Annotated in this window: 19 protein-coding genes; 7 read left to right on the top strand and 12 right to left on the bottom strand. The window is 58.6% G+C overall.

What is annotated here, in order from left to right; all coding sequences use genetic code 11:
- Position 1: 1 nt before the first annotated feature.
- The 10 genes from KA369_16490 to KA369_16445 form a co-directional block, all read right to left on the bottom strand.
- Positions 2 to 547: an ECF transporter S component gene (locus KA369_16490; GenBank protein ID MBP7737581.1), complete on the bottom strand. Its 546-nt coding sequence runs from the start codon at positions 545 to 547 to the stop codon at positions 2 to 4.
- Positions 544 to 1053 carry a hypothetical protein gene (locus tag KA369_16485; protein MBP7737580.1) on the bottom strand — a complete coding sequence of 170 codons (510 nt, stop codon included), beginning with the start codon at positions 1051 to 1053 and terminating at the stop codon, positions 544 to 546. The genes KA369_16490 and KA369_16485 overlap by 4 nt, the downstream gene beginning before the upstream one ends.
- A 3-nt stretch (positions 1054 to 1056) precedes the next feature.
- Positions 1057 to 1791: an energy-coupling factor transporter transmembrane protein EcfT gene (locus tag KA369_16480; protein MBP7737579.1), complete on the bottom strand. Its 735-nt coding sequence runs from the start codon at positions 1789 to 1791 to the stop codon at positions 1057 to 1059.
- Positions 1788 to 3212 carry an ATP-binding cassette domain-containing protein gene (locus KA369_16475; GenBank protein MBP7737578.1) on the bottom strand — a complete coding sequence of 475 codons (1425 nt, stop codon included), beginning with the start codon at positions 3210 to 3212 and terminating at the stop codon, positions 1788 to 1790. Before KA369_16475 ends, KA369_16480 begins: the two co-directional genes overlap by 4 nt.
- A 181-nt stretch (positions 3213 to 3393) precedes the next feature.
- A complete protein-coding gene (locus KA369_16470) occupies positions 3394 to 4083 on the bottom strand; it encodes an ABC transporter substrate-binding protein (GenBank protein MBP7737577.1) in 690 nt (229 codons plus the stop codon).
- A 265-nt stretch (positions 4084 to 4348) separates the two neighbouring features.
- Positions 4349 to 5260 (bottom strand): hypothetical protein, encoded by a 912-nt coding sequence (locus KA369_16465; protein MBP7737576.1) that lies wholly within the window; start codon positions 5258 to 5260, stop codon positions 4349 to 4351.
- A gap of 41 nt (positions 5261 to 5301) precedes the next feature.
- Complete coding sequence (locus tag KA369_16460) at positions 5302 to 6159, bottom strand: hypothetical protein (protein ID MBP7737575.1); 858 nt, start codon at positions 6157 to 6159, stop codon at positions 5302 to 5304.
- 1 nt (position 6160) lies between these two features.
- On the bottom strand, positions 6161 to 6907 hold the full coding sequence (locus KA369_16455; GenBank protein ID MBP7737574.1) for a hypothetical protein: 747 nt from the start codon (positions 6905 to 6907) through the stop codon (positions 6161 to 6163).
- A gap of 15 nt (positions 6908 to 6922) precedes the next feature.
- The gene (locus KA369_16450) at positions 6923 to 7984 is read right to left on the bottom strand and encodes a hypothetical protein (GenBank protein MBP7737573.1); all 1062 of its coding nucleotides are present in this window, start codon (positions 7982 to 7984) and stop codon (positions 6923 to 6925) included.
- An 82-nt stretch (positions 7985 to 8066) separates the two neighbouring features.
- Complete coding sequence (locus tag KA369_16445) at positions 8067 to 10631, bottom strand: TonB-dependent receptor plug domain-containing protein (protein MBP7737572.1); 2565 nt, start codon at positions 10629 to 10631, stop codon at positions 8067 to 8069.
- 311 nt (positions 10632 to 10942) lie between these two features.
- Between KA369_16445 and KA369_16440 the strand changes: the two genes are divergently transcribed.
- The 4 genes from KA369_16440 to KA369_16425 all read left to right on the top strand — a co-directional run bounded on the left by KA369_16440 (position 10943) and on the right by KA369_16425 (position 16543).
- The gene (locus KA369_16440; protein MBP7737571.1) at positions 10943 to 11764 is read left to right on the top strand and encodes a substrate-binding domain-containing protein; all 822 of its coding nucleotides are present in this window, start codon (positions 10943 to 10945) and stop codon (positions 11762 to 11764) included.
- 3 nt (positions 11765 to 11767) lie between these two features.
- Entirely contained in the window at positions 11768 to 12463 is a 696-nt protein-coding gene (locus KA369_16435) for an ABC transporter permease (protein ID MBP7737570.1), read from the top strand.
- A complete protein-coding gene (locus tag KA369_16430; protein MBP7737569.1) occupies positions 12460 to 13554 on the top strand; it encodes an ABC transporter ATP-binding protein in 1095 nt (364 codons plus the stop codon). The genes KA369_16435 and KA369_16430 overlap by 4 nt, the downstream gene beginning before the upstream one ends.
- Before the next feature lie 613 nt (positions 13555 to 14167).
- Complete coding sequence (locus KA369_16425) at positions 14168 to 16543, top strand: response regulator (protein MBP7737568.1); 2376 nt, start codon at positions 14168 to 14170, stop codon at positions 16541 to 16543.
- Between the two features lie 66 nt (positions 16544 to 16609).
- Here the strand turns inward: KA369_16425 and KA369_16420 are convergent, their stop codons facing one another.
- On the bottom strand, positions 16610 to 17260 hold the full coding sequence (locus KA369_16420; GenBank protein MBP7737567.1) for a LysE family transporter: 651 nt from the start codon (positions 17258 to 17260) through the stop codon (positions 16610 to 16612).
- Positions 17261 to 17679: 419 nt separating this feature from the next.
- Here KA369_16420 and KA369_16415 point away from each other — a divergent pair, with 419 nt between their 5' ends.
- The 3 genes from KA369_16415 (at position 17680) to KA369_16405 (ending at position 20922) form a co-directional block, all read left to right on the top strand.
- Positions 17680 to 19698, top strand: coding sequence for a HAMP domain-containing protein (locus KA369_16415; protein ID MBP7737566.1), 2019 nt, complete (start codon positions 17680 to 17682; stop codon positions 19696 to 19698).
- 304 nt (positions 19699 to 20002) lie between these two features.
- Positions 20003 to 20572: a flavodoxin family protein gene (locus KA369_16410; protein ID MBP7737565.1), complete on the top strand. Its 570-nt coding sequence runs from the start codon at positions 20003 to 20005 to the stop codon at positions 20570 to 20572.
- A gap of 92 nt (positions 20573 to 20664) precedes the next feature.
- A complete protein-coding gene (locus KA369_16405) occupies positions 20665 to 20922 on the top strand; it encodes a hypothetical protein (protein ID MBP7737564.1) in 258 nt (85 codons plus the stop codon).
- Positions 20923 to 21191: 269 nt separating this feature from the next.
- Here the strand turns inward: KA369_16405 and KA369_16400 are convergent, their stop codons facing one another.
- A complete protein-coding gene (locus KA369_16400) occupies positions 21192 to 22517 on the bottom strand; it encodes a hypothetical protein (GenBank protein MBP7737563.1) in 1326 nt (441 codons plus the stop codon).
- Positions 22518 to 22730: the final 213 nt, after the last annotated feature.

Raw genomic sequence — 22730 nt, 5'->3', positions numbered from 1 at the left:
GCTACTTCTTTTCCAGCAGGTACGTGAAGAACCCGGCCTTCCGGAGGGCCCTGAGGGTGAGGGCGCCGAGGAGGCCCCCCAATGCGCCGAAGACGATGTAGCCGACCAGGGCCTTGGCCAGGCCCAGGGCTATAAAACCAACAGGCGCCCCTGCTACCATGCCGAAGATCCACTTGACCATGAACTTGCACAGGTGCCCGAACACGCCGGCCAGGGTGGCGCAGGCGAAGTTCTCCGGGTCGCGCAGGAGGAGGAGCCCCAGGTCGGCGCCGACGCCGGCCATGGCGTAGGAGAGGAGGGTGTTGAGCCCCCCCAGGTCTCCCATCCCGAGGAAGGCGGCCATGATCCCCGACGTGAGGCCCACCAGGCTCGCTGCGCCCCGCTTCGGCACCACCCGGGCCGCGACGATGATGATGGCCATCCAGAATATCCCCGAGTGGCCCGAAAGCTGCAGCGGCAGGTGCAGGGCGATTTTGGCCACCACGATGAGGGCCGCGAAGAGGGCCAGGAGAAAGAGCTGGAAGGTGGAAAAATAGCGTTCCGTCACCGCCGGAGCACCTCTATCCTGTCAACGTCCTGCACCCATCGCTCCCTGGTGTCAAGGCCCTTCATCGTGGAAACCAGCTTCAGGTTTCCCTGCTTCGACAGGGCCAGGATGATGTTGTTCCGCCTGTCCGAAATATCTCTCCACGACACCTCGGCTTTCTTGCCCCGGGCCGTGCTCTCGACGCGCACGATGGTATCCATGGATATTTCTTCTTTTTTAACATACAACTTCAGAACATCCCCGAGGAGCCATCCCTCCTGGAGCTTGTTCTCCGCGCCGTCGCGGAAACTTGTTTTCCCGAGGCCCGCCGATTCTTTCCGGCAGAAGCTCCCTATGACCTTCCCGCCGGAGGAGACCGGAACGCACCCTTCCGAATACTCCTTCTGGCCCTTGTCGCGGGAGCGGTAGAGAAATCCCCCCCTGCGGGTGGACTCTATGGCCAGGATGGCCCCCGTTACAACCGCTATAATGACGACGGCGATGATGATGCGGCGCGTGGTGCTCATTTGTCACCTCCAGAGGATAAATATGGCTGCCAGGGCCAGGGCCCCGGCCAGGATGGCCCAGTCCATCGGCCCGGTGGAGAGTCTCCGGTATGGGCTCCGGCCCGGCGATTCGAAGCCGCGGGCGTAGGCGGCCTCGGTCATGGACCAGGCGCGCCGGGCCGTGAGAACCACCGCCGGCACGGTGAGGCAGACCAGGTTGCGGACCTGCTCGAACAGGTAACGCCACCCGCGCGGCGCGGTAAAGGCGCCCCGGGCCCTCTGGGCCTCCAGGATGGCGCGCCATTCCGCGTCGATGCCGCCCACGGCCTGGAAGGAGAGGCTTACGCTGAAGGCGTACCGGTACGGCACGCGCATCCACACCAGCGCCATGCAGAGCTCCGACGGCGTGGTGGTGGAAAAGAACATGGCGAAGACCCCGGCCATCAGGAGGAGCCTGAGTGTCACCACGACCGCGAGGTCGAGGGAGACCGCCAGCCAGTCCACCAGGAAGAGTACCCCCAGTATCCACTTGAGCTTCCACGCCTGGCGGGCCGCTTCAGGGAGGAGCCGGGCCCACAACAGGAACAGTACATATACCGAAGTGAAAACCAGCAGCTTTTCGAGGGGGAGCATCACCGCCAGGGAGGCGCACAGGCAGAGGGCGAGCTTGGTGCGCGGGTCGACGCTCCGCAGGGGCGATTGTTCCGACAGGGCGGCGACGGCCGTTCCATAGGAAAAATATTTCAGTATCTTCATCATGCCGTTATGCCCTCCCGGCCCGTGTCGGCCGCCCAGGCCGGCACGAACATGCCGGCCCGCTCCCATGCGGCGGCGTCGAGGAAAACCTTTTTCGGCGGCCCGTCGGCGGCGATCCCTTCCGGGCCGAGGAGGATCAGGCGGTCCGCCATGGCCGCCAGGTGCAGCTCGTGGGTGGTGAAGAGGACTATCCTGCCGCCGGCCGCGAGGCCGCGGCAGATGTCGATCAGCATCATCTTGTGGGCCGTGTCCTGTCCCAGGGACGGCTCGTCGAGGAGGATGCCGTGGGCCGCCTTGCGCATCAGCACCGTTGCCAGGGCCACGCGCTTTTTCTCTCCCTCGCTCAGTATCAGCGGCGGCGTTTCCTCGTACGTCCCGAGGCGGAGGGTCTCCATGAGCCAGGCATACCAGGCCATGTCAGGATCCTTGACGCGGTAGAGGATCTCGGCCCGGACCGAGGCGTTGAAGAGCTGGAGGTCTGCGTTCTGGTAGACCTGGCCGAGATCGGGGCGCCCGCCGCCGATGGAGACCGCGCCGTCGTGCTTCTGGAGCCCGGCGAGGGCCCGCACCAGGGTGGTCTTCCCGCAGCCGTTCCTGCCGACGACGGCCGTCACCTCCCCGGGCTCGATCGCAAGGTCAAGATCCCTGAGGATATCCTTCCCGCCTATTCTTACGCCGAGGCCGGCTGCCTGCAGCGGCCAGCCATGGCGGGTACCCGGGGCCGGCGCGGCCCCGGGCCATTTCCCCGGCGCGGCGGCGCGGCCGGGGACGGTAATTTCGTCCAATGCAGCCACCCTCAAGCCCGGCATGGCGGCGAGGTAATCCGAACGGTGCTCGAAGATGACGATGGTGACGCCGGCGCGGGTCAGCTCCGAGAGGTGGCGGACCAGCTCCGTCGCGGCCGTGACATCGAGCATCGAAAGGGGCTCGTCCAGCACCAGCACCGGCGGACGGCGGGCCATGATGGCGGCCAGGGCCAGCTTCTGCTGTTCCCCGCCGGAGAGTGTATGGGGGTTTCTCCGGCGGAATCCCCCGAGGCCGAAGCGCCCCAGGGCTTCCTCCATGCGGTCCCGGATCTCAGCGCGTCCGAGGCCCAGGTTTTCCAGGCCGATGAGGATCTCCTCCTCCACGGTATTGCCCAGCATCTGCATGGAGGGGTTCTGGAACACGAACCCGGCAGTCCCGGCGAGCTTCCAGAGGGGCGTGGCGGCCGTGTCGAGGCCGCCGACGCAAACGCTCCCCTTCATGGCGCCGTGATAGATGTGGGGGATGAGGCCCGTGATACAGCGGGCCAGGGTGCTCTTGCCGCACCCGGAGGAGCCGGTCAGGTGGAGCATCTCCCCTTCCTTCACTGAAAAATCAAAGGGCCCGATTCCCCTGCCGTGCTGGGGATATGCGTATGTCAGTTCGTGTATCTGTATCATATAGTTCTAACCCTCACCCCCCAGCCCCCTCTCCCATGAAATTTTGAAGTAAGGAGAGGGGGATAAGAGAAATAGCCTTTAACGCGGGAAACCCTCTCCTTTTTTCAGATCTTAATGGGAGAGGGTGCCCCGGCTTGTCCCGAGCCCCATCGAGGGGAGGGGCGGGCGAGGGTATATTGTTTTAATTCAGCTTCAGGGGCTCCCAGCGGCCGTCGCGCCATTCAACATAGGCGATGGGCCTGCCGCCGCGGCGCGCGGGCCTGATCTTGTCGGCAAGGACCATGCCGGAGGTGACGGCTTCCTCTTCCAGGGTGCGTATCTCCGCCACGCCCGCGTCGAGGACCGCTTCCGCCGGGACCAGGCCCGCCAGGTCGCGCACCCTGCCGCAGAGGAGGTAGCGGCCGTCGTCGCCCGTTGCGGTGAGCCCCACGGACGCCAGGGCGCCGATGACGCCGTCCTGGGTTCCTCCCAGGCCCTCCAGGGCCATGCCGTGGGACCGGGCCAGGTCCCGGGCTTCATCCTGGGTGACCAGCCGCGTCTGCGCGTTGCGGCCGTGCTCAATCACCTGGACGGGTATGTCGCGGGTCACGCAGAGCCCGGGATCGCTGCCGACCTGGAAATCGGAGAGCATCAGGGCCTTTACCATATCGAAGATCCCGACTATATCAACCCTCTTTTTTTCGCGAAGGATGATGGTGGCGCTGCTGTTATGGCTGGTGAAGGGCACGCGCGGATCTTGGAGGAGCTGGTGGCGCACCACGCCCTCAACGGAAAAATCGGTTGATAGGACGGCGGCGATGTTCCGGGCGAGGCGGCCCGTGCCGCGGGAGTTCAGGGTGTCAGTGTCATCAATGCCTATGTAAATCATCACGCACCGCGATCAATGGGTTTATCCGGATCATGACCAGGACATACCGGTTAAGAGAAATCGGAAGGAAGAACAACCTGGTAAAGTGAAATGTATTTAACCGGGTCTTTGGAGTCAAGGAAATTGATGAAAAACGGTGTCTTTTCGTAATATTTTGTTTTTTTGATATGGGAGACCGCGAAATTATTCCCAAAGAAAAAATATCATAAAATATTACAAATTATCGCAACGATCCGATCACGGGAATGATCCCCGGGACGCCGCCTTTTCATTCTTGGCGGCGCCCGGTAATCTCCATGGTCACCGGAGGATGCCCCGGCGTGATCTCAGGCACATGGTCCTTGCGGATCTGTCCCACCTTGAGGAATTTACCGACGAGAAGGATGTGTCTCGCCGCCGGCAGGTTCCTATAGTCCACTTCATTCAGGAATCTGCCGACACTGCTGCTGATCACTTTCTGCGTGTCCGGGTCTCCGGCGTTTTGCACGACGGCGACCGGGGTGTCTTCGGGATAATACCGCTTGAGCCGCGTAAAAAACCGGGGATAATCAAGGAGCATGGTGTACACGACAAGGCTGCTTCCGGCTGCCATGAGTTTTTCATTCATGTCGACCCTGCCGTTCCAGTCATCCATGGTCAGAATGACCGCGCTGGTGTCGTATCCGAAGGTGGGACTCATCTTGACCGCGGCGCTGGCCGCCTGGAAAGCGCCTATGCCGGGGACGATCTCGGTCGCTATGTCCCCGGGAAGCATCTCGAGCATGAACGTCAGGCCGTATACCATGGGGTCGCCGCTTTGCAGGTCCGCCACCGTCTTGCCGCCGCGGACGGCGGCCGTTACGCGATCGACAAGCGATTTCCTGGCCCTGATGCCGAGCTCAGCCCTGGCCCGGCGCTTCGGGTCCCGTATTTTTGATGGGTCGGCGCCGTACATGATGCGGAGGCCGACGGTGCGGTACCACACCTCTTTTCCCCCGAGATATTCCTTCCATGACTCCCTGTCGCGGTCGCTTTCAACAAGGACAATGTCCGCGTCTTTGATGACATTGACGGCCCGTACGCTGATAAGATCAGGGGCGGTTCCCATGCCGACAATGTAGAATTTTCCCGGCCCCGGTTTTTTACAGGAAAGAAAGGCCATGAACAACAGGGCCAGGCAGACGATCGCTTTGGGCTTCATGATAGCTCCTCGGTGTTAATTAAATATGGTTATACCCGGTTTCACGCTTCGTTGCGTTTTCTCAAAATCTCTATGAAGTACCATGTCATGATGACCAGGATGAGGGTGAAGCCGGCGATGATGATCGGCAGTCCCGGATCCGATATCACCAGCAGCTGGACCGTCTGGCTCGGCTCCCGCTTCCTTTCCTTTGACCTGAATGTTTCCGACCTGTTGCAGGTTTCCTTGTTTTCCACGATCTGCGCAGGCTGATTGAGACGGGCTTTTCCCTGCTTCTGCTTCACCATGTCGAGGTGAAGACGGTAGCCCTTGTATCTCACCGATTCGAGATAGGAAATTGATATATCGCCGCCATCTCCGCCTGTAAGGGTAACCCTGGTCTGCATGATCCTTTTCGAGAGGCGGGATCCCTCGGGGAAATATGCGTCCGCGATCCGTTGTACGGTCAAGGGAGGGACCGAGGGATTGATAACGATTTCAGCGCCTTCGGAGAGGGGAATCCTGGTCCAGGACCCCATGGTAATGGTCATTGCGTGGCCGATCATGACCGCTATGAATAGCATGTGCACGATCGACGGCAGGAGAGAAATGACAAAGCGGTAATCTTTTGCCGATGAGCCCGCTGCAAGCTCCCTCAGACGGTTAAAGGTGCAGGCAACGGTGTTCAGCCCCAGGAGCGCCAGCACGGTAATCAGCGCCGGCAGCCACCAGTTTACGGCCGGTCGGGAAGAAAGCTCCCGTGCCAGCCAGTCCTGGATCCGCAGCTCGTTCATTGTCTTAAAATAGGCGAAGTCCATCGAGGTGTAAAACATCCCCGTGATAAAAAGCGCCGCCGCCGCCATAAGGAGCCAGAATGACAGCCTGATATTTCCGATGGCGTTCAATATTTTTTGTACCATGTCATCCTCCAATCCGGGGAAAGCTGTTCTCGTTCAGGTATGAGCTGCTGGTGACGGCCAGGACGATGAGCGACGCCAGGATGACGAACCAGGCCCGCCGCTTCACGTTCCATCCGGATATGTACCGCAGGTGGATATATGAGGCGTAGATGAGCCAGATAGCGGTGGAGCTCATGTGCCGGGGTCCCCACTGGAAGGTGTTGCCCCAGCCCAGGAAGCACCATACGGCCCCGATAACCTGCGCGATCGAGTAAAGAAGAAAGCCCCAGACGGCCAAATCGTGAAAGGTGTCAGTGTTTTCCTTCCCCGCCAGCAGGGCTGCCGCAAATAAGGCCGCGCAATAGAAACAGGCGTGGCCGAAAATCTCAACGGTGAAAAACGCGATCGCCCAGAGGGTGAGCTTGTTCGGCGTGGGGGGAATTATTCCCTTGGCGTACCACGCGGCGAAACAGACGGACAGGAGCAGGGGTATGAGAACGAGCCCCCATCGTTCGCTTTTTTTCAGACCCATGATGATCAGGATCACGGCCAGGTACCAGGGCAGCAGGAAGGGTCCTTCAACCAGCGGGTTGGGAAGGAAGGTGCCGGCTATCCAGCCCCGGCCGAAGAGGTACAGCGTATACAGGAGGAAGCCGGCGCACAGGACGATGAGGCTGGCCGTTCTCTTCCTGAGGAGATAGAGCAGGGCGGCCGCGGCGAAGATGCCGCCGGCGGCGTACAGATAGACATGGTTGTTGGTGGTGAACATTGCGTCCTCCGTTATTTACTTAAAGTCCCTGATGATGACGACGTGGGTGAGACCCCACACGTCGCGGTCCACGAAATAGTCGTCCACCGGCGCCAGCATGTAGGTGCCGGTGGTCTTCTTGCCGTCCAATTCCTTGAGGATCATGGAGGAGGCGCCGTCGCCGGAAAGGAATATCTCCCGGCCCGACATCAGCACGCGGTAGCCGTCGCAGGCCACGAAAAGAAAGAAATCGTCGGGACCGCAGTCCCTGAAGTTCTTTGTGAGAAATGACCGCAGGCCGTAGCCGGCGGCGGAGGATACGCCCTTGAATCCCTGGCCGTGGCCCACGCGCACCCACCGGTCCGTCTTCTGCTCCGTGACGCCGTTGAAGGTCACGGCCTTCACGGCGGCTCCGTCAATGGAGGAGATGCCGGTGGATTCGCATTTGGCGCCCTTCTTCATGACCGGGAGTTTGTCGTCGGGCGTTCTCAGGACAACGAGCTTGATCTGGGTCACGTCATCGAGGTACCGCGACGTGTCCGGGTCCCGGGGGCAGATGAGGCGCAGCCCTTTTATGTTTTCCTTATACTTGTTCTTCGTGTATTTCTGCGGGTCCTTGCTGGGGAGCACCTGGCGGCGGTGAAAGGCCAGGGTGAAGGGATGGCGGTCGTCGGTCATGATGAGCTCGCCGTAGCTGAAGCGCGCCTTCTTCCCCGAGCTCGAGTGGAACACCACTGCGATGTCCAGGGGCCGGTCGAAAGCGGCGTTCTTCGGCTTCTGCGGGGTGACCCCTTCGAGGATGTTGTACAGGGGTATGCCGGTATACACGTAGGTCCCCTCGAATTCACCGGCTGATGATATTTCCCTGGTGCGGATCCGCGTGGTGGCGAACTTGTTCAGGGTGTATGACGACAGATCGTATTCTTTTTTCACCAGGCCGGAGATTTTAAGGGAGAGACCCGATGGCGCCGATTCCTGCAGTGCCAGGGGGGTCGCGCCGGTGACGGTCATGATCTGGTACAGGTCTTTTCTGCAGCCGATGCCGGATACGATGAAGCACGTGATCAATAAAGCGATAACCAGAATGTTCTGTTTCATGATGTATGCCTGCCTTTGGTATCTGAGAATAAAAATCCCCTGCGCTGGCGCGCAGGGGACGGGTGAATCAAATATTTCCCTGTTAGAACTCCGCGTCGCCGCCGAAATACCAGGTCCTGCCCGGACCGGGGTTAAAGGGATCGGCGTTGTAGTCGTCGGTGACGTTCTTGCACATGACCCACAGGGTGAAATGATCGACGATACGCTGGGATACCCTGATGTTCAGCATCGTGGGATTATGGAGCAGCTTGGTGGTATACACCTTGTTCGTGTATACGGAGCTTGCACCCAGAATGGAAGTCGGGAATTGCTGAACATAGAGCGATTGGTTGAAGAGGCTGTTGCTCCAGAGGGTGATGCCGGTTCCGCTGATGAAGTCGAGCTTGAACTGCATGATCACCTGGTGAGCGGGCGTCCTTTCGACGGTCGTTCCCTTGACGACGGGGTTGTCAAACCAGTCCCGGGCATGGGTGAACACGTAGGTCACCGAGGCGCCCAGCTCCACCACCTTCAGCTTGTCGGTGCCGAGGGTGGTCCCGATGGAGCCTTCCGCGCCATGGACTTCCCGGCCCTTGACGTTGACATAGCGGCTTTGCCTGCCGACGGCGGAGTTGGGGTCCCGTATGGATTCAAGCTTGTTCCTGTAAAAGGCGTAGAAATAATCTCCCCTGATTTCCAGGGCTTTTTTAAAGAAGTTCAGCTCGAAGCCGGCGTTGCCGTTGTAGGATGTCTCGGGCTTCAGCTCGTTGAGCTTGTAGATGAGCGGAAGCCATATGGCCTGCCCCGCCGTGGTCGCGTAGCGGTCTATGTAGTCGGCCAGGTCCGTGTACTGGTGCAGGGTGGGGAATTTCGTCTTCTGCGACAGGGTTCCCCGCAGCTTCAGCATCTCCTTGACCGGCTCGTACACAAACGAGAATACCGGGTTGAATCCGTCCCCGGTGCCCCACACCGTGGAAGTGGGGTGCGGTTTCAGCCGCGGGCGGAGCATCCCGGTGATGTCCTCCTTCCAGCCCGTCACCGCCGGCACACCGGTGAAATAGTTCATCCTGCCGCCGAAGTTCCGTGACAGCATCTGCGCGTCGTAGGATATGCCGAGGGAGAATTTTACGTCTCCGCCGTCGGTATTGAACTTGAATTCATCCTCGATGGCGACGGTAACGTATTTGGCGGTCACCTCGGCGGTCTTAAACCAGGGAGTCGGGTAATTGGGGACGCTCATGAAGCCGCTGGTGGGCGCAAAGGCCGCTATCCGCTTTTTGAATTTTTCAAAAAGATCGAGGCGGTAATGCACAACGGCGTTCAGCTTGTTCCATTCCGCGAACTTATAGGAAGGATATACATAGAAGCCATGGCTTGTTTCCTTGTGCTCGGAGAGCTTGCCGGCGTCAAACATCGCCGTTTCGGCCTGGTTGGTCCATCCGGTCAGGGCGTTCGACTGCTGGTTGAAGTAGTAGATGGCCCTCATGTCGAAATCGCCGAAATCAAGCTTGAGATACGGGGCTACATTGAGGCGGTAGTCCTTGGTCCATTCCCAGGCGCGGTTCTGGACCATGTTTCCGGCGGCGGGATCGCTCCAGGTCCCGTCCAGGTTGTAGGCTGAATAGCTGCTTAATTCAAAGCCGTTGAATTTGGAGCTTCCCTCGTAATAGTCGGTGGATATGCCGAATTCGATGTTTTCCGTTATCGAATACCCGGCCTTTCCCGACGCGTAATACTTTATTGAGTTATTATGGTTCCATCTTTGGGTATCCATGATATATTCCAGGCCTATGGACGTCAGGGCGGTTGTCGCAGCCGTATAGGCCGCGGACGTGGCCCCGTACACATAGAAGGGGACAAAGTTATAGAGCCAGCGCATGCGCTTGTTCTGGCCCAGTTGGCTGGATATGTTATAACTGTTGTTCTTCATCACCGACGCCGAAAGGGTGAAGAAGAAATTCTTGTACGTTCCGCCGCCCGCCGCGTTGGCGGTGAATCCTCCGTAATGATCGAATTCGGTGGAGCCTTTAAAGAAGAGGCGCTCAGGCTTTATGGAAATGACATTGATGGCTCCGAAGGCGCCCCGGGAGCCGTACAGCGCGGAGGACGTTCCCCTGTTGATGACGATTTTCGAGGCGTTCATGACGTTGATCCGGGAAATGTCTCCGCCGCCGCCGTCATAGACCTCCTCAAAAGGAAGGCCGTCCACGAGCAGGGCGACGGTACTGTGCTGGAATCCGCGCATGTCAAAGTTCATCTGCCCCTTCTGGCCCTGGCGCACTATCATGCCGGGCACGGTCTGGAGCGCCTGGTCCAGGGTTTTTTCAGAGCGCGATTTCAGGTCCTCAGCCGAAAGCACGGTGGTGATGGCCGCGTCCTCGACGCTGGCGAGGGCCTTTTCCTTGATGACGATCTCGCCTATTGAATAGCCGCTTGTTCTTTTCGGGGCCACTTCTTTTTTATCTTCAGGGGCCTGCCCTTCCTCTTTTCCGGCAATTTCCTTGTCTTCCTTTTTGTCGGCGTTTTTATTCTGCTTAACGGGCTTCTTCTCCTGCTGTACAACTTTTTTATCCTGTTTCTCCGCTGCCTTTTCCTGCGCCATGACCGGTGAAATACCGATTAAAGCTGCCAGCGACAATAATAGTAGTCCAAACTTTATCTTTTGCATAAATCCTCCAATCAGTTAGTCTGCGCGTATTATTGAAAATGAAGATATCTATTATAAAAAAAATAGATAGATCAATATAAAATATATGTTAATATTAACATGTATTTTATACAGAGATTTTATTTGTCAAGAGAATTGTAATTTTTTGTAATAAATTATCATTTTTTGTAACAAAGTTGTTATTTGTCCGTATTTTATTGCGGGCCGCTTCAACATATAAATCATCATTGACATTTATCGGGAAACCGTGGAAAGAAAATCACAGAGGACCATTCAATATGACAATCATGATTGATTAATCCGGAGGGAATATGAGAAAGACGGTTTTTGTCATGCTGCTCATGGCCGCGTGCCTGTCGGGCTTCGGCCTGTCAGAGGCGAAGCAGAAGGACATCATCTTCGCCACCACCACCAGCACCCAGGACACGGGCCTCCTGGACGAGCTCATCCCGGTGTTCGAGAAGAAGAGCGGCTACCGGGTGAAGACCATAGCCGTGGGCTCGGGCCAGGCCCTGGCCATGGGCGAGCGGGGCGAGGCGGACCTGCTTCTGGCGCACTCAAAGGACGCCGAGGAGAAGTTCATGAAGCGGGGATTCGGCGTGAACCGCCGCATCGTCATGCACAATGATTTCGTGATCCTGGGACCGAAGGACGATCCGGCGAAGATCAGGGGCCTCGGATCGGCGGCGGTGGCGTTCAAAAAGATCGCCGCGTCGAAGTCCCTCTTTGTGTCCCGGGGGGATAAATCAGGGACCCACGTGATGGAGCAGAAGCTCTGGAAGAACGCCGGCCTTGAGCCGGAAAGAGAAAAATGGTACCAGCAGACGGGCCTCGGCATGGGCCAGACCCTGGCGGTGGTCGTGGAGAAGAAGGGCTACACCCTCTGCGACCGGGCCACCTACCTCTCCCGGAAGAAAAAGATCGACGTTGTCGTCCTGGTGGAAGGAGACAGGGCGCTGCTGAACATCTACCATGTCATCGAGGTGAACCCGAAAAAGTTCCCGAAGGTCAACGCGGAGGGGGGAAAGGCCTTCGCCGATTTCTGGGTGGCGCCGGAAACGCAGAGGATGATTAAAGAATTCGGGATAAGGAAGTACGGAGCGATACTCTTTCATCCTGACGCTGTCAAGTGATTCATGGACCTCATCATTAACGGCGTCATCCAGGCCTTCAGGCTCATCGTGTCCCTTGATCCGGAGGTCGTGGCGGTCACGGTGCTGTCGCTGAAGATCTCCGGGGCCGCCACCCTGGCGAGCACCGTCATCGGCGTGGGCGTCGGCACCGCCATTGCGCTTCTCCGCTTTCCGGGCAAGGGCTTTGTCATTAGCGTGGTCAACACCGGCATGGGTCTCCCCCCGGTGGTGGTGGGCCTCTTTGTCACCCTCTTCATATGGCGGAGCGGCCCCCTGGGGGAGCTGGGCCTCCTGTACACGCCGGCGGCCATGGTGATCGCGCAGATCGTCATCGCCGCGCCCATCATAACCGGGGTGACCCTGGCCGCCATGCAGCGCCTGCCGGGGAAGCTCCGCCTCCAGATCCTCGCCCTGGGGGCCACGCGGCGCCAGATGGTGTGGCTCCTCATGAAGGAGTCGCGCCTTCCCCTGCTGACCGCCGTGATGGCCGGTTTCGGCGGCGTCATTTCGGAGATAGGCGCCTCCATGATGGTGGGGGGAAACATCAGGGGGTACACGCGGGTCCTCACGACCGCCACGGTCATGGAAACGGGAAAGGGGAATTTCGAGCTCGCCATAGCGCTGGGGGTGATCTTGCTGCTCCTGGCCTTCACGGTGAATTATATTCTCACCGCGATACAGCAGGGGAGGGGGCGATGAAGGGCCCCGTCATCGAGGTGCGGGACCTCCTGGTCCTGAGGAACGGCATGGCGGCGCTGGCGGTCGACAGCCTGGCCTTCGAGGAGGGCCGTGTCTATTCCCTCATCGGGCCCAACGGCGCCGGCAAGTCGACTCTCCTTCTTTCCCTCATGAGATTGGTGCGGCCCGACCGCGGGACCATCCGGTACCGCGGCGAGGAGATCACCGCCGGAACGTCGGTCCTTCGCTATCGCCGCGCCATGGCCATGGTTTTCCAGGAGCCGCTCCTCTTCACCGCGACGGTCTATGACAACGTGGCGTCGGGTCTGAAGATGCGGGGAGTGAAGCGCGGCGATATCCGGAAAACAGTGGAGCGGAACCTGGAGATGCTGGGGATAGGCGCCCTGGCGAAGCGCAAGGCCCGGGCCCTGTCGGGCGGGGAGGCCCAGCGGGTAAGCATCGCCCGGGCCCTGGCGGTGGACCCGGCAATTCTCCTCATGGACGAGCCCTTTTCCTCCCTGGACGCGCCCACGCGGGAGTCCCTCATCACGGACCTGGACCGTGTAATCCGCGAGCGGGGGATCACCACCGTCTTCGCCACCCATGACCGGGCCGAGGCGATACGCCTGGCCGACCGTATCATCGTGATGAAAGGCGGGAGCGTCGTCCAGGCCGGGAGCCCCGGTGAGATCACCCTGTACCCGGCGAGCGAGTTCGTTGCCTCCTTCATGGGCACCGAGACCATCCTTGCCGGTGAGGTTACCGGGTCCGGGGAGGGATTGTTCACCGTGTCGGTCCGGGACAGGACCATCGAGGCCGCCGGCGCGGCGGAGCGGGGGAGCGCCGTCACCTTCTGCGTGCACCCGGACAATATCGTGCTTTCATCGGCTCCCCTGGAGACAAGCGCGCGCAACTCCTTCCGCGGCAGGGTGGCGAGGATCGTGCCCCTGGGTCTCTTCAATAAGGTCTACGTCGACTGCGGCTTCACCCTGGTGGCCTATGTCACGAACCGCTCCATGGAAGAAATGGGCATCGCCGCTGGGAAGGAGATCACCGCGTCCTTCAAGGCCACGGCGATCCATGTCATAAAGACGGGCACACCGGCGGGATGAAAATTACCGCACGGGTGAAGCGAAACTGATCAGGGAACAGGACCAGCCGGCGCAGGTGAGGGTGATTACGATGGGAATACGATCACAATTAAGGCACATAACGGGAATAACTCCTGAATATGTCCTGGAGCATAGAATGCTGAATGCCCTCACCGTAGTCGGCATAGGCGTTTCATTCCTGTCATGCCTATTGAACCATGTAACGAAGATGCCCGCCATAACGGTCTATGGATCTTTTCTGATCGGCATAGGCTATGTTTCGTTGCTCATATATTCAATAAAATCAAAAAATTTTAGAGTGTTTTACTACCTCTTTTTCTGCTACATCATATTGGTTTTTGAGCCGGTTTTTTGGATCATCAACGCGGGCTCCTCCGGAACAACGCCTTATTTCCTGATCCTTACACTCGTTCTGATAAACATTATCTCAAACAACAAAACATATATATTTTTTTCCATTTTATTAATCCTCGTAATGATTGTTCTCTTGCTGGTTGAGGAGGCGTATCCGCATATCATTATAAATTATGCCAAAAATGAAGACAGACTGCTGGACATCCTGGTCGGCTTCTTATTGGTTGCTTCCGCAATCATTATTTCTTTAAGAATTTTCATGAATATATACAGGAATGCCCTGCAATCGGAAATAGAACAAAAAAAACTGCTGCAAGAGAAGGAAGAAGTAATAAAAGAAGAGATCGCGGCAAAGGAAGAGATACTCGTGGACCTGGTGAAGGCCAAGGAGGAAGCGGAGGCGGCGACCCGGGCAAAGAGTGAATTCCTGGCGAACATGTCCCACGAGATCCGCACGCCGATGAACGCGATAATCGGCATGTCGCACCTCGCGCTCAAGACCGACCTCGATCCGCGCCAGCGCGATTACCTGGTAAAGATCGATCGCGCGGGTCACAGCCTGCTGCAGATAATCAATGATATCCTTGACTTTTCGAAGATCGAGGCGGGAAAGCTCGACATGGAGCGCATCCCGTTCCTGCTCGACGAGGTGATGGCCAACCTTTCCACGGTGGTGGGCGTCAAGGCCCAGGAAAAGAACCTGGAATTGATCTTCGATTGCCATTCAGACATTCCCGGCAGGCTCATGGGCGATCCGCTGCGGCTCAACCAGGTGCTGGTCAACTTGTGCGGCAACGCGGTCAAGTTCACGGAACAGGGCGAGATCATTGTCAGGACCCGCCTGCTGGGCCTGTCCGATGGAAAGGCCCGGATCGAGTTCGCCGTCACCGACACGGGTATCGGCCTGGAGCCGGAACAGGCCGGGAGGCTTTTTGCCTCCTTTTCGCAGGCCGACAGCTCGACCACCAGGAAATACGGCGGCACGGGACTGGGACTCTCCATATCCCGGCGTCTCGTGGAGATGATGGGAGGGACGATCTCTGTGGAAAGCGAGCCTGGAAAAGGAAGCACCTTCAGGTTTGACGCGATTTTCCCGGTCCAGGAGGGCGTGGAAGTCCGGAAAGGGGATGGCATCACCGAGCTGGCCGACCTGCGGGTCCTTGTCGTCGACGATAACCAGAGCTCGCGGCTGATCCTCATGGAGATGATGGGGCGGTTTGCCCTCAGGGCTGCCGCCTCGGCCTCGGGCGCGGAGGCCATTGAAGAGCTCGAACGGTGCTCGGCCGCGGGGGATGACTATGACCTGGTTCTCATGGACTGGAAAATGCCGGGAATGGACGGCCTGGAAGCGAGCCGGCGGATCATAGCGGATACAAGGATCCCGAAGACCCCGGTGATAATCATGGTGACGGCCTATGCCTCGGATGACCTCGTAAAGAGTGCCGGGGAGCTCGGCCTTGCGGGCCTGCTCATGAAGCCGGTCAACCCGTCGACCGTTATCGACACGCTCATGGCGATATACATGAAGGACAGGAGATCGGAACCGGCCGGGGAAAAGTCGCGGCCCGCAGAGAATCCCTCCGAGATGGTCAGGGAGATCCGCGGCGCCAGGATCCTCCTCGCCGAGGACAACGACCTGAACCAGCAGGTGGCCATTGAGCTCCTCGAGGGGGTCGGGCTGTCGGTGACGCTGGCCGTCGACGGCCGCGACGCCGTCGAGAAGATGCGCCCCGACTTCCACGCGGTGCTGATGGACGTTCAGATGCCGGTCATGGACGGCTACGACGCCACGCGCGCCATACGGTCGAGGCCCGAGTTCGACGGGGTGCCGATCATCGCCATGACGGCGAACGCCATGGAGCAGGACCTTGAGCTGGCCCGGCAGGCCGGGATGGTCTCCCATGTGGCGAAGCCGATCGACCCCTATAAGCTCTACCATACTCTTGTCGAACAAATCAGGCCTGACCCTTCGAAGCCTTTCGACGTGAAAGCGGAGGACGGCGGTTCTTCGACAACGGGCTCGCAGGCCGATCGTTTGATGCTCCCTCCCGTGCTGCCGGGGATCGATATCGAAGAGGGCCTTGCGCACCTGGCCGGGAATGTCCCGGCCTACATCAGGCTGCTGAAGCAGTTCGCGGGCGGCCGGCAAACGCAGGACGACCTGTTCTCGTCCCTCGATGGGGGCGACCGCGCCTCCGCGGTTCGCGCCGCCCATTCCTTGAAATCGGTTTCAGGGAATCTCGGCGCCCATGACCTCCATCTCGCCGCTGCGGCCCTCGAGGCGGCCCTGAAAAGCGGGACCGAGACCCCGGCGCTTCTGCGCGATGTCACAGGGCAATTCGAAACAGTCGTGAACGGCCTCGGGGAGTGGATGAGCGGCCATCCGGGGCGGCCGGAACAGGAAGGCCATACCGCGGACCTCAATGGCTGGATGCGCGACCTCGAACAGTTGCGCGAGCTGGCCTCCGGCGAAGAAACCGTTTCGCTCGAAACCTGCGAGCGGATCATGGAGAGAACCCCCGCCGCGATGATGGCGGACATGGGCCCTATCCACAGGGCGCTGAGCGGATATGATTTCGAGCACGCGACCGAATTGATCGATGCGGCCATGTCAAGGGCGCGCGATAACGCTTGATCATTGCGATGGCGTTTCCTGCCGTTGCCGCCCCCCGATTATTGAGCCATCCTCAGCGGGGAAAAATCAGCCTGCGCCGCTCCCCTGATAGGCTGACACCAGTGATATGAGGCCGAAGATAATGAGGCAGAAGCCGGAGATTGCAATTAAGTATCGTTGCACCGAAGGATTGATGATCCTGTGGAGCCTGCTCGCCCCGTAGATAAGGGGAATGAACCAGGCCAGAACGCCCGCCATGATCATCACGACGGTGACAACGGCGAATCCCGCCGAACCGGGGACCCGGTCCCTCCAGAGGATGAAGAAGTTGCCGGCTATGGCGATCCAGCCGATGATCGTCATGGGATTGGTCAGCGTGACCGCGATGCCCGACGCGAAGGTCACCAGGGGCCTTGATTGAAGCTTTGACGCCTCCCTTGCTTCACCGCCGCTTCCCGCCCTGGCGGAGGCCACGGTGATCCCGCCGATCAGGATGAGGAGAATGCCGCACAGGACTATGAGGGCGAGCCTGTTCGCGTCATCGTGGATGAAATTCGTCAGCCCGAAATAGACCAGGCAGATGTACAAGATATCCGCCAGGCTGGAGCCGATGGTGAAGATCAGGCTGTTCCTGAACCCGTACTGGATGGCCCTCTGGCAGGCGATGACCGTGACCGAACCCGGCGGGATGGCCACGATAACGCCCAGGACAAAGGCCGATATGAAATAATTGATCATGATGAGCCCTGCAGCAACAGCGTGAAGATCATGAAACCGGCTTGCAGGTTAATGTCAATTATAAATGAGGCAACTGAGATTAGAATTTTTTATTATGCTCAACTTCACTGGATTGTTTATAAATACCCGTTTAAAATCTCACATCCGGCACAATCCCTGGATAGGAATAGCGTAATCTGTGGCAATGATTAATGGATCATGTTAAGCTTTTTTAGTCATTTACAACATGAAAATTATCTGGCATTTGATATTTTATATAATAAGAATGGCATATGATGACTTCTGATTCATACCGAACCTGATTATTTTGTGGCGCCTTGCTTCGCGATAACCCCTTGCGGCGCAATTCTACTTTCTGGAAGCGATGAAGGTCAAGGCCTTCTTCATATACTGTACATAGATCAGCCAGGAAGTGTGCTATGCAATTACAACTCAAAAGCCTGAAAATCTTTCTTTCCATCATCGTCGTCGGGATCATCACGGCCATGACCATCGTGCTGGTCGTCGTGTCCTATAACGTGGCCTATAATGCGGTCGACAAAGCCTATCTGAACCAGCTGCATAATTTCAGCAGGGACATCGACGGGCAGGTCGCCCGTTTTTACGACCAGCAGATGGCCAACGCGGAATTCTTCGCGAACAACAGGGCGGTCATCGAAGCGGTCGAGTCGGGAAATTACGAGAGGGTCACCGCCCTGTTCGCATCGTTCCAGCAGAAGCACAAGCTGTACGCGAACATACTCATACTGTCGCCGGAGAGCAATCCCCGGATCCTGGCTGCCCTTTCAGGGGTCGGGGCCAGGGTCGGCAATACGGGCTATGATGATTGCATAACACATAACCTGAACGGCGAGGCCTATTCCAGCGAGCCCCGCATGTCGCCGGTGACGCACATGCCGTCGTGCCTGTTCTCCGCTCCCATAAAGAGGGGCGACACCGTAATCGGCATCATGGGCCTGCTGGTCAACATCGGCGAGTATTCCAGCCAGGTGGTCAACCAGATCAAGGTGGGCAAAACCGGCTTTCCATACATCTGTACCCTTGACGGTATCGCCTTCGCGCACCCGAAAAAGGAGCTGATCCTGAAACTCGACGTGAAAAAATACGACTGGGGTAGGAAGATCCTAAAGGCGTCGAGCGGCGACGTTATACGGTATTCCTTCCAGGGGTCCGATAAGATAATGGTGCCGGCGAGGAATGAAAAATACCGCTTCATATCGGGGGTCACCATAGGAACGCAGGATATCGCGGAAGAGGCGCGAACCCTGGCGATCATAATGATCGTGCTGGCACTGGTGGCGGTCGCCGGGGCCGGGGCCGGGATCTATTTCATCATCACCAAGCGGCTCAGCCCCCTGGAAGAGTGCAAGAACATGGTGCAGAACATGGCCGGGGGCGACCTGACGGTCCGCTATGCCGGAACGTATAACGACGATGAGATCGGGGACATGGTGAAGGCCCTCAACAGCGCCATCGAGCAGTTTGAAAAGACCATCTCCGGCATCATCTTCTCGGCGCAGAATGTCGCCCAGGCGGTCGAGCAGATCGCCGGCGGGAACCAGAACCTATCCCAGCGCACCAGCGAGCAGGCGTCGTCCCTCGAGGAGATCGCGTCCACCATCGAGGAGGCCACGGCCGCCATCAACCAGAACGCCGATAACGCCGCCCGCGCCCGCGACCTCACGGAGCTGGGGGCCGGCAAATCGGTGGAGGGCAACAGGGTGGCGACAGAGGCGGTAACCTCCATCACCGAGATGAACGAATCGAGCAAGAAGGTCGCCGACATCATAGCGGTGATCAACGATATCGCCTTCCAGACCAACCTGCTGGCGCTCAACGCGGCGGTCGAGGCGGCCCGGGCCGGCGAACAGGGGCGGGGTTTCGCGGTCGTCGCCGGGGAGGTGCGGAACCTTGCCCAGCGGGCCGGCAACGCGGCCAAGGAGATCGAGGACCTCATCAAGGACACCGTGAACAAGGTGGAGAAAAGCACCGACCTGGTGAACAGGACCGGCGTTTCCCTCGCGGAGATCGCGGAGTCGGCCAGGATGTCGGCGCAGATCATCAACGAGATAGCCACAGCCGGCGTCGAGCAGAGACAGGGGATCAACCAGATCAACAACGCCGTTGCGGAAATGGACACCATGACCCAGCAGAACGCCTCCCTGGTGGAGGAGACGGCGTCGGCCAGCGAGGAGATGGCAAACCAGGCGCAGGAGCTTCTTGACATGGTGGGCCAATTCAAGATCAGCGGGTCCATGAAAGCGGACATCGCCCAGGGACAGCGCCGGGGAGTGCGCCTGAAATCCCTCAATGGCGCGGGAATAATGGACGGCCGGGAGAAAACCGCCTCGGGCGCGGCAGCGGGCAAGGCTTCGGAAAGGAAAAACGGGGAATATATAAAGGATGTTCTGAAAAAAGAAGGATTCGAGGAATTCTAGAACTATCAGCAGTGCATCGGCGCATGGAACGATATTGTGCTTACCGACGCGGGCAAGACCCTGGGGATGCAGCTGATCCAGGCTTTGGCCAGGCAGCTGGATGCCGATATCTCGATAAGCTGCAATGGCGGGACCTGCTTTTCCATAACAATACCGGATAGTAGATAGCCGGGATTGACGGGCCGGCGCCGGGACATTGGCCCTCCACAGGCGTATACAGGGTCATCACGAAGGAAAAATAGTGGACAGGGCCTCAACTCTGTGTCATTGCATGATGTATGATGATTCAAGCAGGAGGTCCATCATGAAGGTACTCGGCATCATGGGAAGCCCGCGGGCCGGCGGCAACAGCGATGTTCTCCTTGACGACGCCCTGTCCGGGGCGGAACAGGCGGGCGCGGCGGTGGAAAAAATCATTCTGGATAAATTGAAAATCTCCGGGTGCAGGGACTGCAAGAAATGCAACGAAACCGGCCTCTGCATTCTCAGGGACGACATGCCGGAGATACACAAAAAAATAGTGGAAGCGGACGCCATAATTCACAGCGTGCCGGTCTACTTCTGGTCCATGACCGCGCAGACGAAGGCGTACCTGGACAGGTGGTGCGCCCTCTTCGACGCTGAATGGAAATGGCACAAGCAGTATTATCCCCGGATGAAGGGCAAGAAAATCGCCCTGATCACGGTGTGCGGGGATTCCAATGTCCGCACCGCGGACCCGATCGTGCACAGCTTCAAGTCGACAGCCGAGTTTACGGGCATGAACTGGCTCGGGACGGTCATGGCCTCCGCAAGCGACAAGGGAGACATTCTTAAGGATGAGAAGGCCCGGAAGAGCGCCTTTGACCTGGGGCAGAAGGCGGCTGGCGCCTGAGCGGCCGTGACCCGGGAGGTCCGTCCAAGGCGGGGATGGGAATCCTCGCCTTCGCTATTGCGAATAAATGACAGGTGTCGAGAGGCATATCCATGAAACAATCGTTCATCATGCTATTCCTCGCAGGGACAATGCTGCTTTGCGTTTCGAACGTCCGGTGCGCGAAAAATGAAATGGAAGAGATAGAAAAGAAATGCGAAGACGATTGCAGGCGAAGACACAGGGAGTGCAAGAAGGACCCGTCTGCAAACGCGAAAAAAGAAGGCACGGAGCTTTCGCTCTGTGACAGAGAGTATTTTCGCTGTATCAGAAACTGCAGCGACTATCCATCGCCGAAGGATCCCAGGTGAAAATAGATAACAAGTTGCCGCGCAGGAAGCGCGGTAGTGCGAGGATGCCACAGGATGTGGCTTCCGGAGCGAAAGCCGTCAGTCCCTTTTTACATTCTTAAAAAAGCTGAATAAAACAACCAGCTTTGAAAAACAGATAAGCATTGAAATTTTCAATAGCATCAACCTTAAGCCGGTCGCGGCGATTGAGCGACCACGCGGGGGGTTGATAGGGGGGCCATCGTGAAATGGCTCCCCTATCCCATGCCCGGCCCGCTTTCGGGCCATGATCAATAGGCGTAGTCATTATCCGCAAATTTCGCCCAGTTGAGGAACTCGTCCCAGCGCGTGTCGGCGCACAGGTCAAGCTTCCGGTACGCCGCGGTGGCGAACTTGAGCGTAACGGCCAGGCCGAAGGCCCCGTCCTCCCAGGCGGACCCGTGCCATTCCGATACGATGAGCTTTTTGTCCGTGAGCAGCTTCATGGAAGCCTCCGCCTTTGTCCTTACCGCGGCCGGGACCTTTGAAGATCCCCGGACCGCGCGCAGGTACCCGTAGAGGTCCTTGGTGAAGTAGCAGTTGCGCTCGCCGTCGCTGTAAAATCCGAACATGGGGAGGCCCTTTGACAGGGTGCGGTAGGCGGCGCCGGAGGCGCCGCCAGCCATGGCCGACGCGGCGAAATCGTCCAGGGACCTGGCGAAGGCCGCTGCCTTGGCAAGGTTAAGAACCGATATGGTCACGTCTTCCTCTTCCACCTTCTGATAGTACTTTTTATAGCACGTGGCGATATGCTTGGCCAGGGTCTGGGCGGTGACGGCGGGGGTTGAACTGATCTTCGAGAGAAAGGAGTAGTCCCAGCCGTCGCCCGGCTCAGACTGCTCCGAGGCTACGAGGTACGACGCCACGTCCCTGTACTGGTAGGCGATCTCCGCGGTCGCCATGAGGCAGGCGTCGAAGCCGACGATGTCGATCTTTTTCCCGGCCTGCTCCTTGAAATAGGTCATGACCTCCTTCTGCTCCGTTTCCGAGAGATGGTCGCCGCTATTGGTGTCGTCCCAGCACACGCCTTTCATGGAGAAGGCGCGGTCCACGGCGCCGCCGTGGTTCCACCAGATCCACAGGTAGCGGTCGGCGGGAAAGTTCTTTACGGCGTAGGCGATGAAGTCCTTCGCGGTTTTGGGGCTCCCCATGTTGACCTCGCCCGTGTCCTTCATCAGGGTCACGCCGTCCCGCTCCACGTAGTAATAGCCGTGGCGATTCGCCGCTCCCTGAACGTCCTGGTCCGGGTCGTTGTCCCAGAGTACGACGATGTTCATGGCGTCGCCGGAGCCGGCACCCATCATTTCCCTGATGTCCTTCGATGAATAGCGCGACAGGTTGTTGTCGCCGTCCATGTATACAAGGACCGTCCACTTCTTCTTCTGCTGGGGCAGGGGCATCCCCCGCGCCGCGCTGCTAAAGCGCGGAATGGCCTCCTCCGTGGTGGCGGTCGTGTCCTTCGCCAGGTTGAGAAGGGCTGAAACCTCCTGGCTCTTCGTGTTGTCATCCTGGTACTGGCAGGAGAAAAGCATTGTCCCGGCCAGGAGGGCGGCAAGCAATATTCGATTATTTTTCATGGTACCTCCGTTTGTGTGATGTTCGCCGGCCCGCGGCCGGCGGGGACGCCGCGGCCTGACGCGTCCGCGGGCCCTCTGTGGAGGTAACGAAGGAGACGGGCAATACGGAAAAAAATTTTATGGATTGGTGAAAAAAATTGCCCGGTCCTGCATCGGCACGGAGCCGGGTGAAACAAAGTCCCTCTTGGAGATGTCTAACATATAAGATTGCCG

Source organism: Spirochaetota bacterium, from assembly GCA_017999915.1.
Taxonomy (GTDB): Bacteria; Spirochaetota; UBA4802; order UBA4802; family UBA5550; genus RBG-16-49-21.
The sequence above is the reverse complement of the archived record's forward strand: the minus strand, read 5'-3'. Positions and strand labels throughout refer to the sequence as shown.

Excerpts from the sequence above, each read along its gene's own strand:
- KA369_16485 (MBP7737580.1), bottom strand. The coding sequence starts at position 1,053 with ATGAGCACCACGCGCCGCATCATCATCGCCGTCGTCATTATAGCGGTT.
- KA369_16480 (MBP7737579.1), bottom strand. The coding sequence starts at position 1,791 with ATGATGAAGATACTGAAATATTTTTCCTATGGAACGGCCGTCGCCGCC.
- KA369_16475 (MBP7737578.1), bottom strand. The coding sequence starts at position 3,212 with ATGATACAGATACACGAACTGACATACGCATATCCCCAGCACGGCAGG.
- KA369_16465 (MBP7737576.1), bottom strand. The coding sequence starts at position 5,260 with ATGAAGCCCAAAGCGATCGTCTGCCTGGCCCTGTTGTTCATGGCCTTT.
- KA369_16460 (MBP7737575.1), bottom strand. The coding sequence starts at position 6,159 with ATGGTACAAAAAATATTGAACGCCATCGGAAATATCAGGCTGTCATTC.
- KA369_16455 (MBP7737574.1), bottom strand. The coding sequence starts at position 6,907 with ATGTTCACCACCAACAACCATGTCTATCTGTACGCCGCCGGCGGCATC.
- KA369_16450 (MBP7737573.1), bottom strand. The coding sequence starts at position 7,984 with ATGAAACAGAACATTCTGGTTATCGCTTTATTGATCACGTGCTTCATC.
- KA369_16445 (MBP7737572.1), bottom strand. The coding sequence starts at position 10,631 with ATGCAAAAGATAAAGTTTGGACTACTATTATTGTCGCTGGCAGCTTTA.
- KA369_16440 (MBP7737571.1), top strand. The coding sequence starts at position 10,943 with ATGAGAAAGACGGTTTTTGTCATGCTGCTCATGGCCGCGTGCCTGTCG.
- KA369_16435 (MBP7737570.1), top strand. The coding sequence starts at position 11,768 with ATGGACCTCATCATTAACGGCGTCATCCAGGCCTTCAGGCTCATCGTG.
- KA369_16430 (MBP7737569.1), top strand. The coding sequence starts at position 12,460 with ATGAAGGGCCCCGTCATCGAGGTGCGGGACCTCCTGGTCCTGAGGAAC.
- KA369_16425 (MBP7737568.1), top strand. The coding sequence starts at position 14,168 with ATGAATATATACAGGAATGCCCTGCAATCGGAAATAGAACAAAAAAAA.
- KA369_16420 (MBP7737567.1), bottom strand. The coding sequence starts at position 17,260 with ATGATCAATTATTTCATATCGGCCTTTGTCCTGGGCGTTATCGTGGCC.
- KA369_16415 (MBP7737566.1), top strand. The coding sequence starts at position 17,680 with ATGCAATTACAACTCAAAAGCCTGAAAATCTTTCTTTCCATCATCGTC.
- KA369_16410 (MBP7737565.1), top strand. The coding sequence starts at position 20,003 with ATGAAGGTACTCGGCATCATGGGAAGCCCGCGGGCCGGCGGCAACAGC.
- KA369_16405 (MBP7737564.1), top strand. The coding sequence starts at position 20,665 with ATGAAACAATCGTTCATCATGCTATTCCTCGCAGGGACAATGCTGCTT.
- KA369_16400 (MBP7737563.1), bottom strand. The coding sequence starts at position 22,517 with ATGAAAAATAATCGAATATTGCTTGCCGCCCTCCTGGCCGGGACAATG.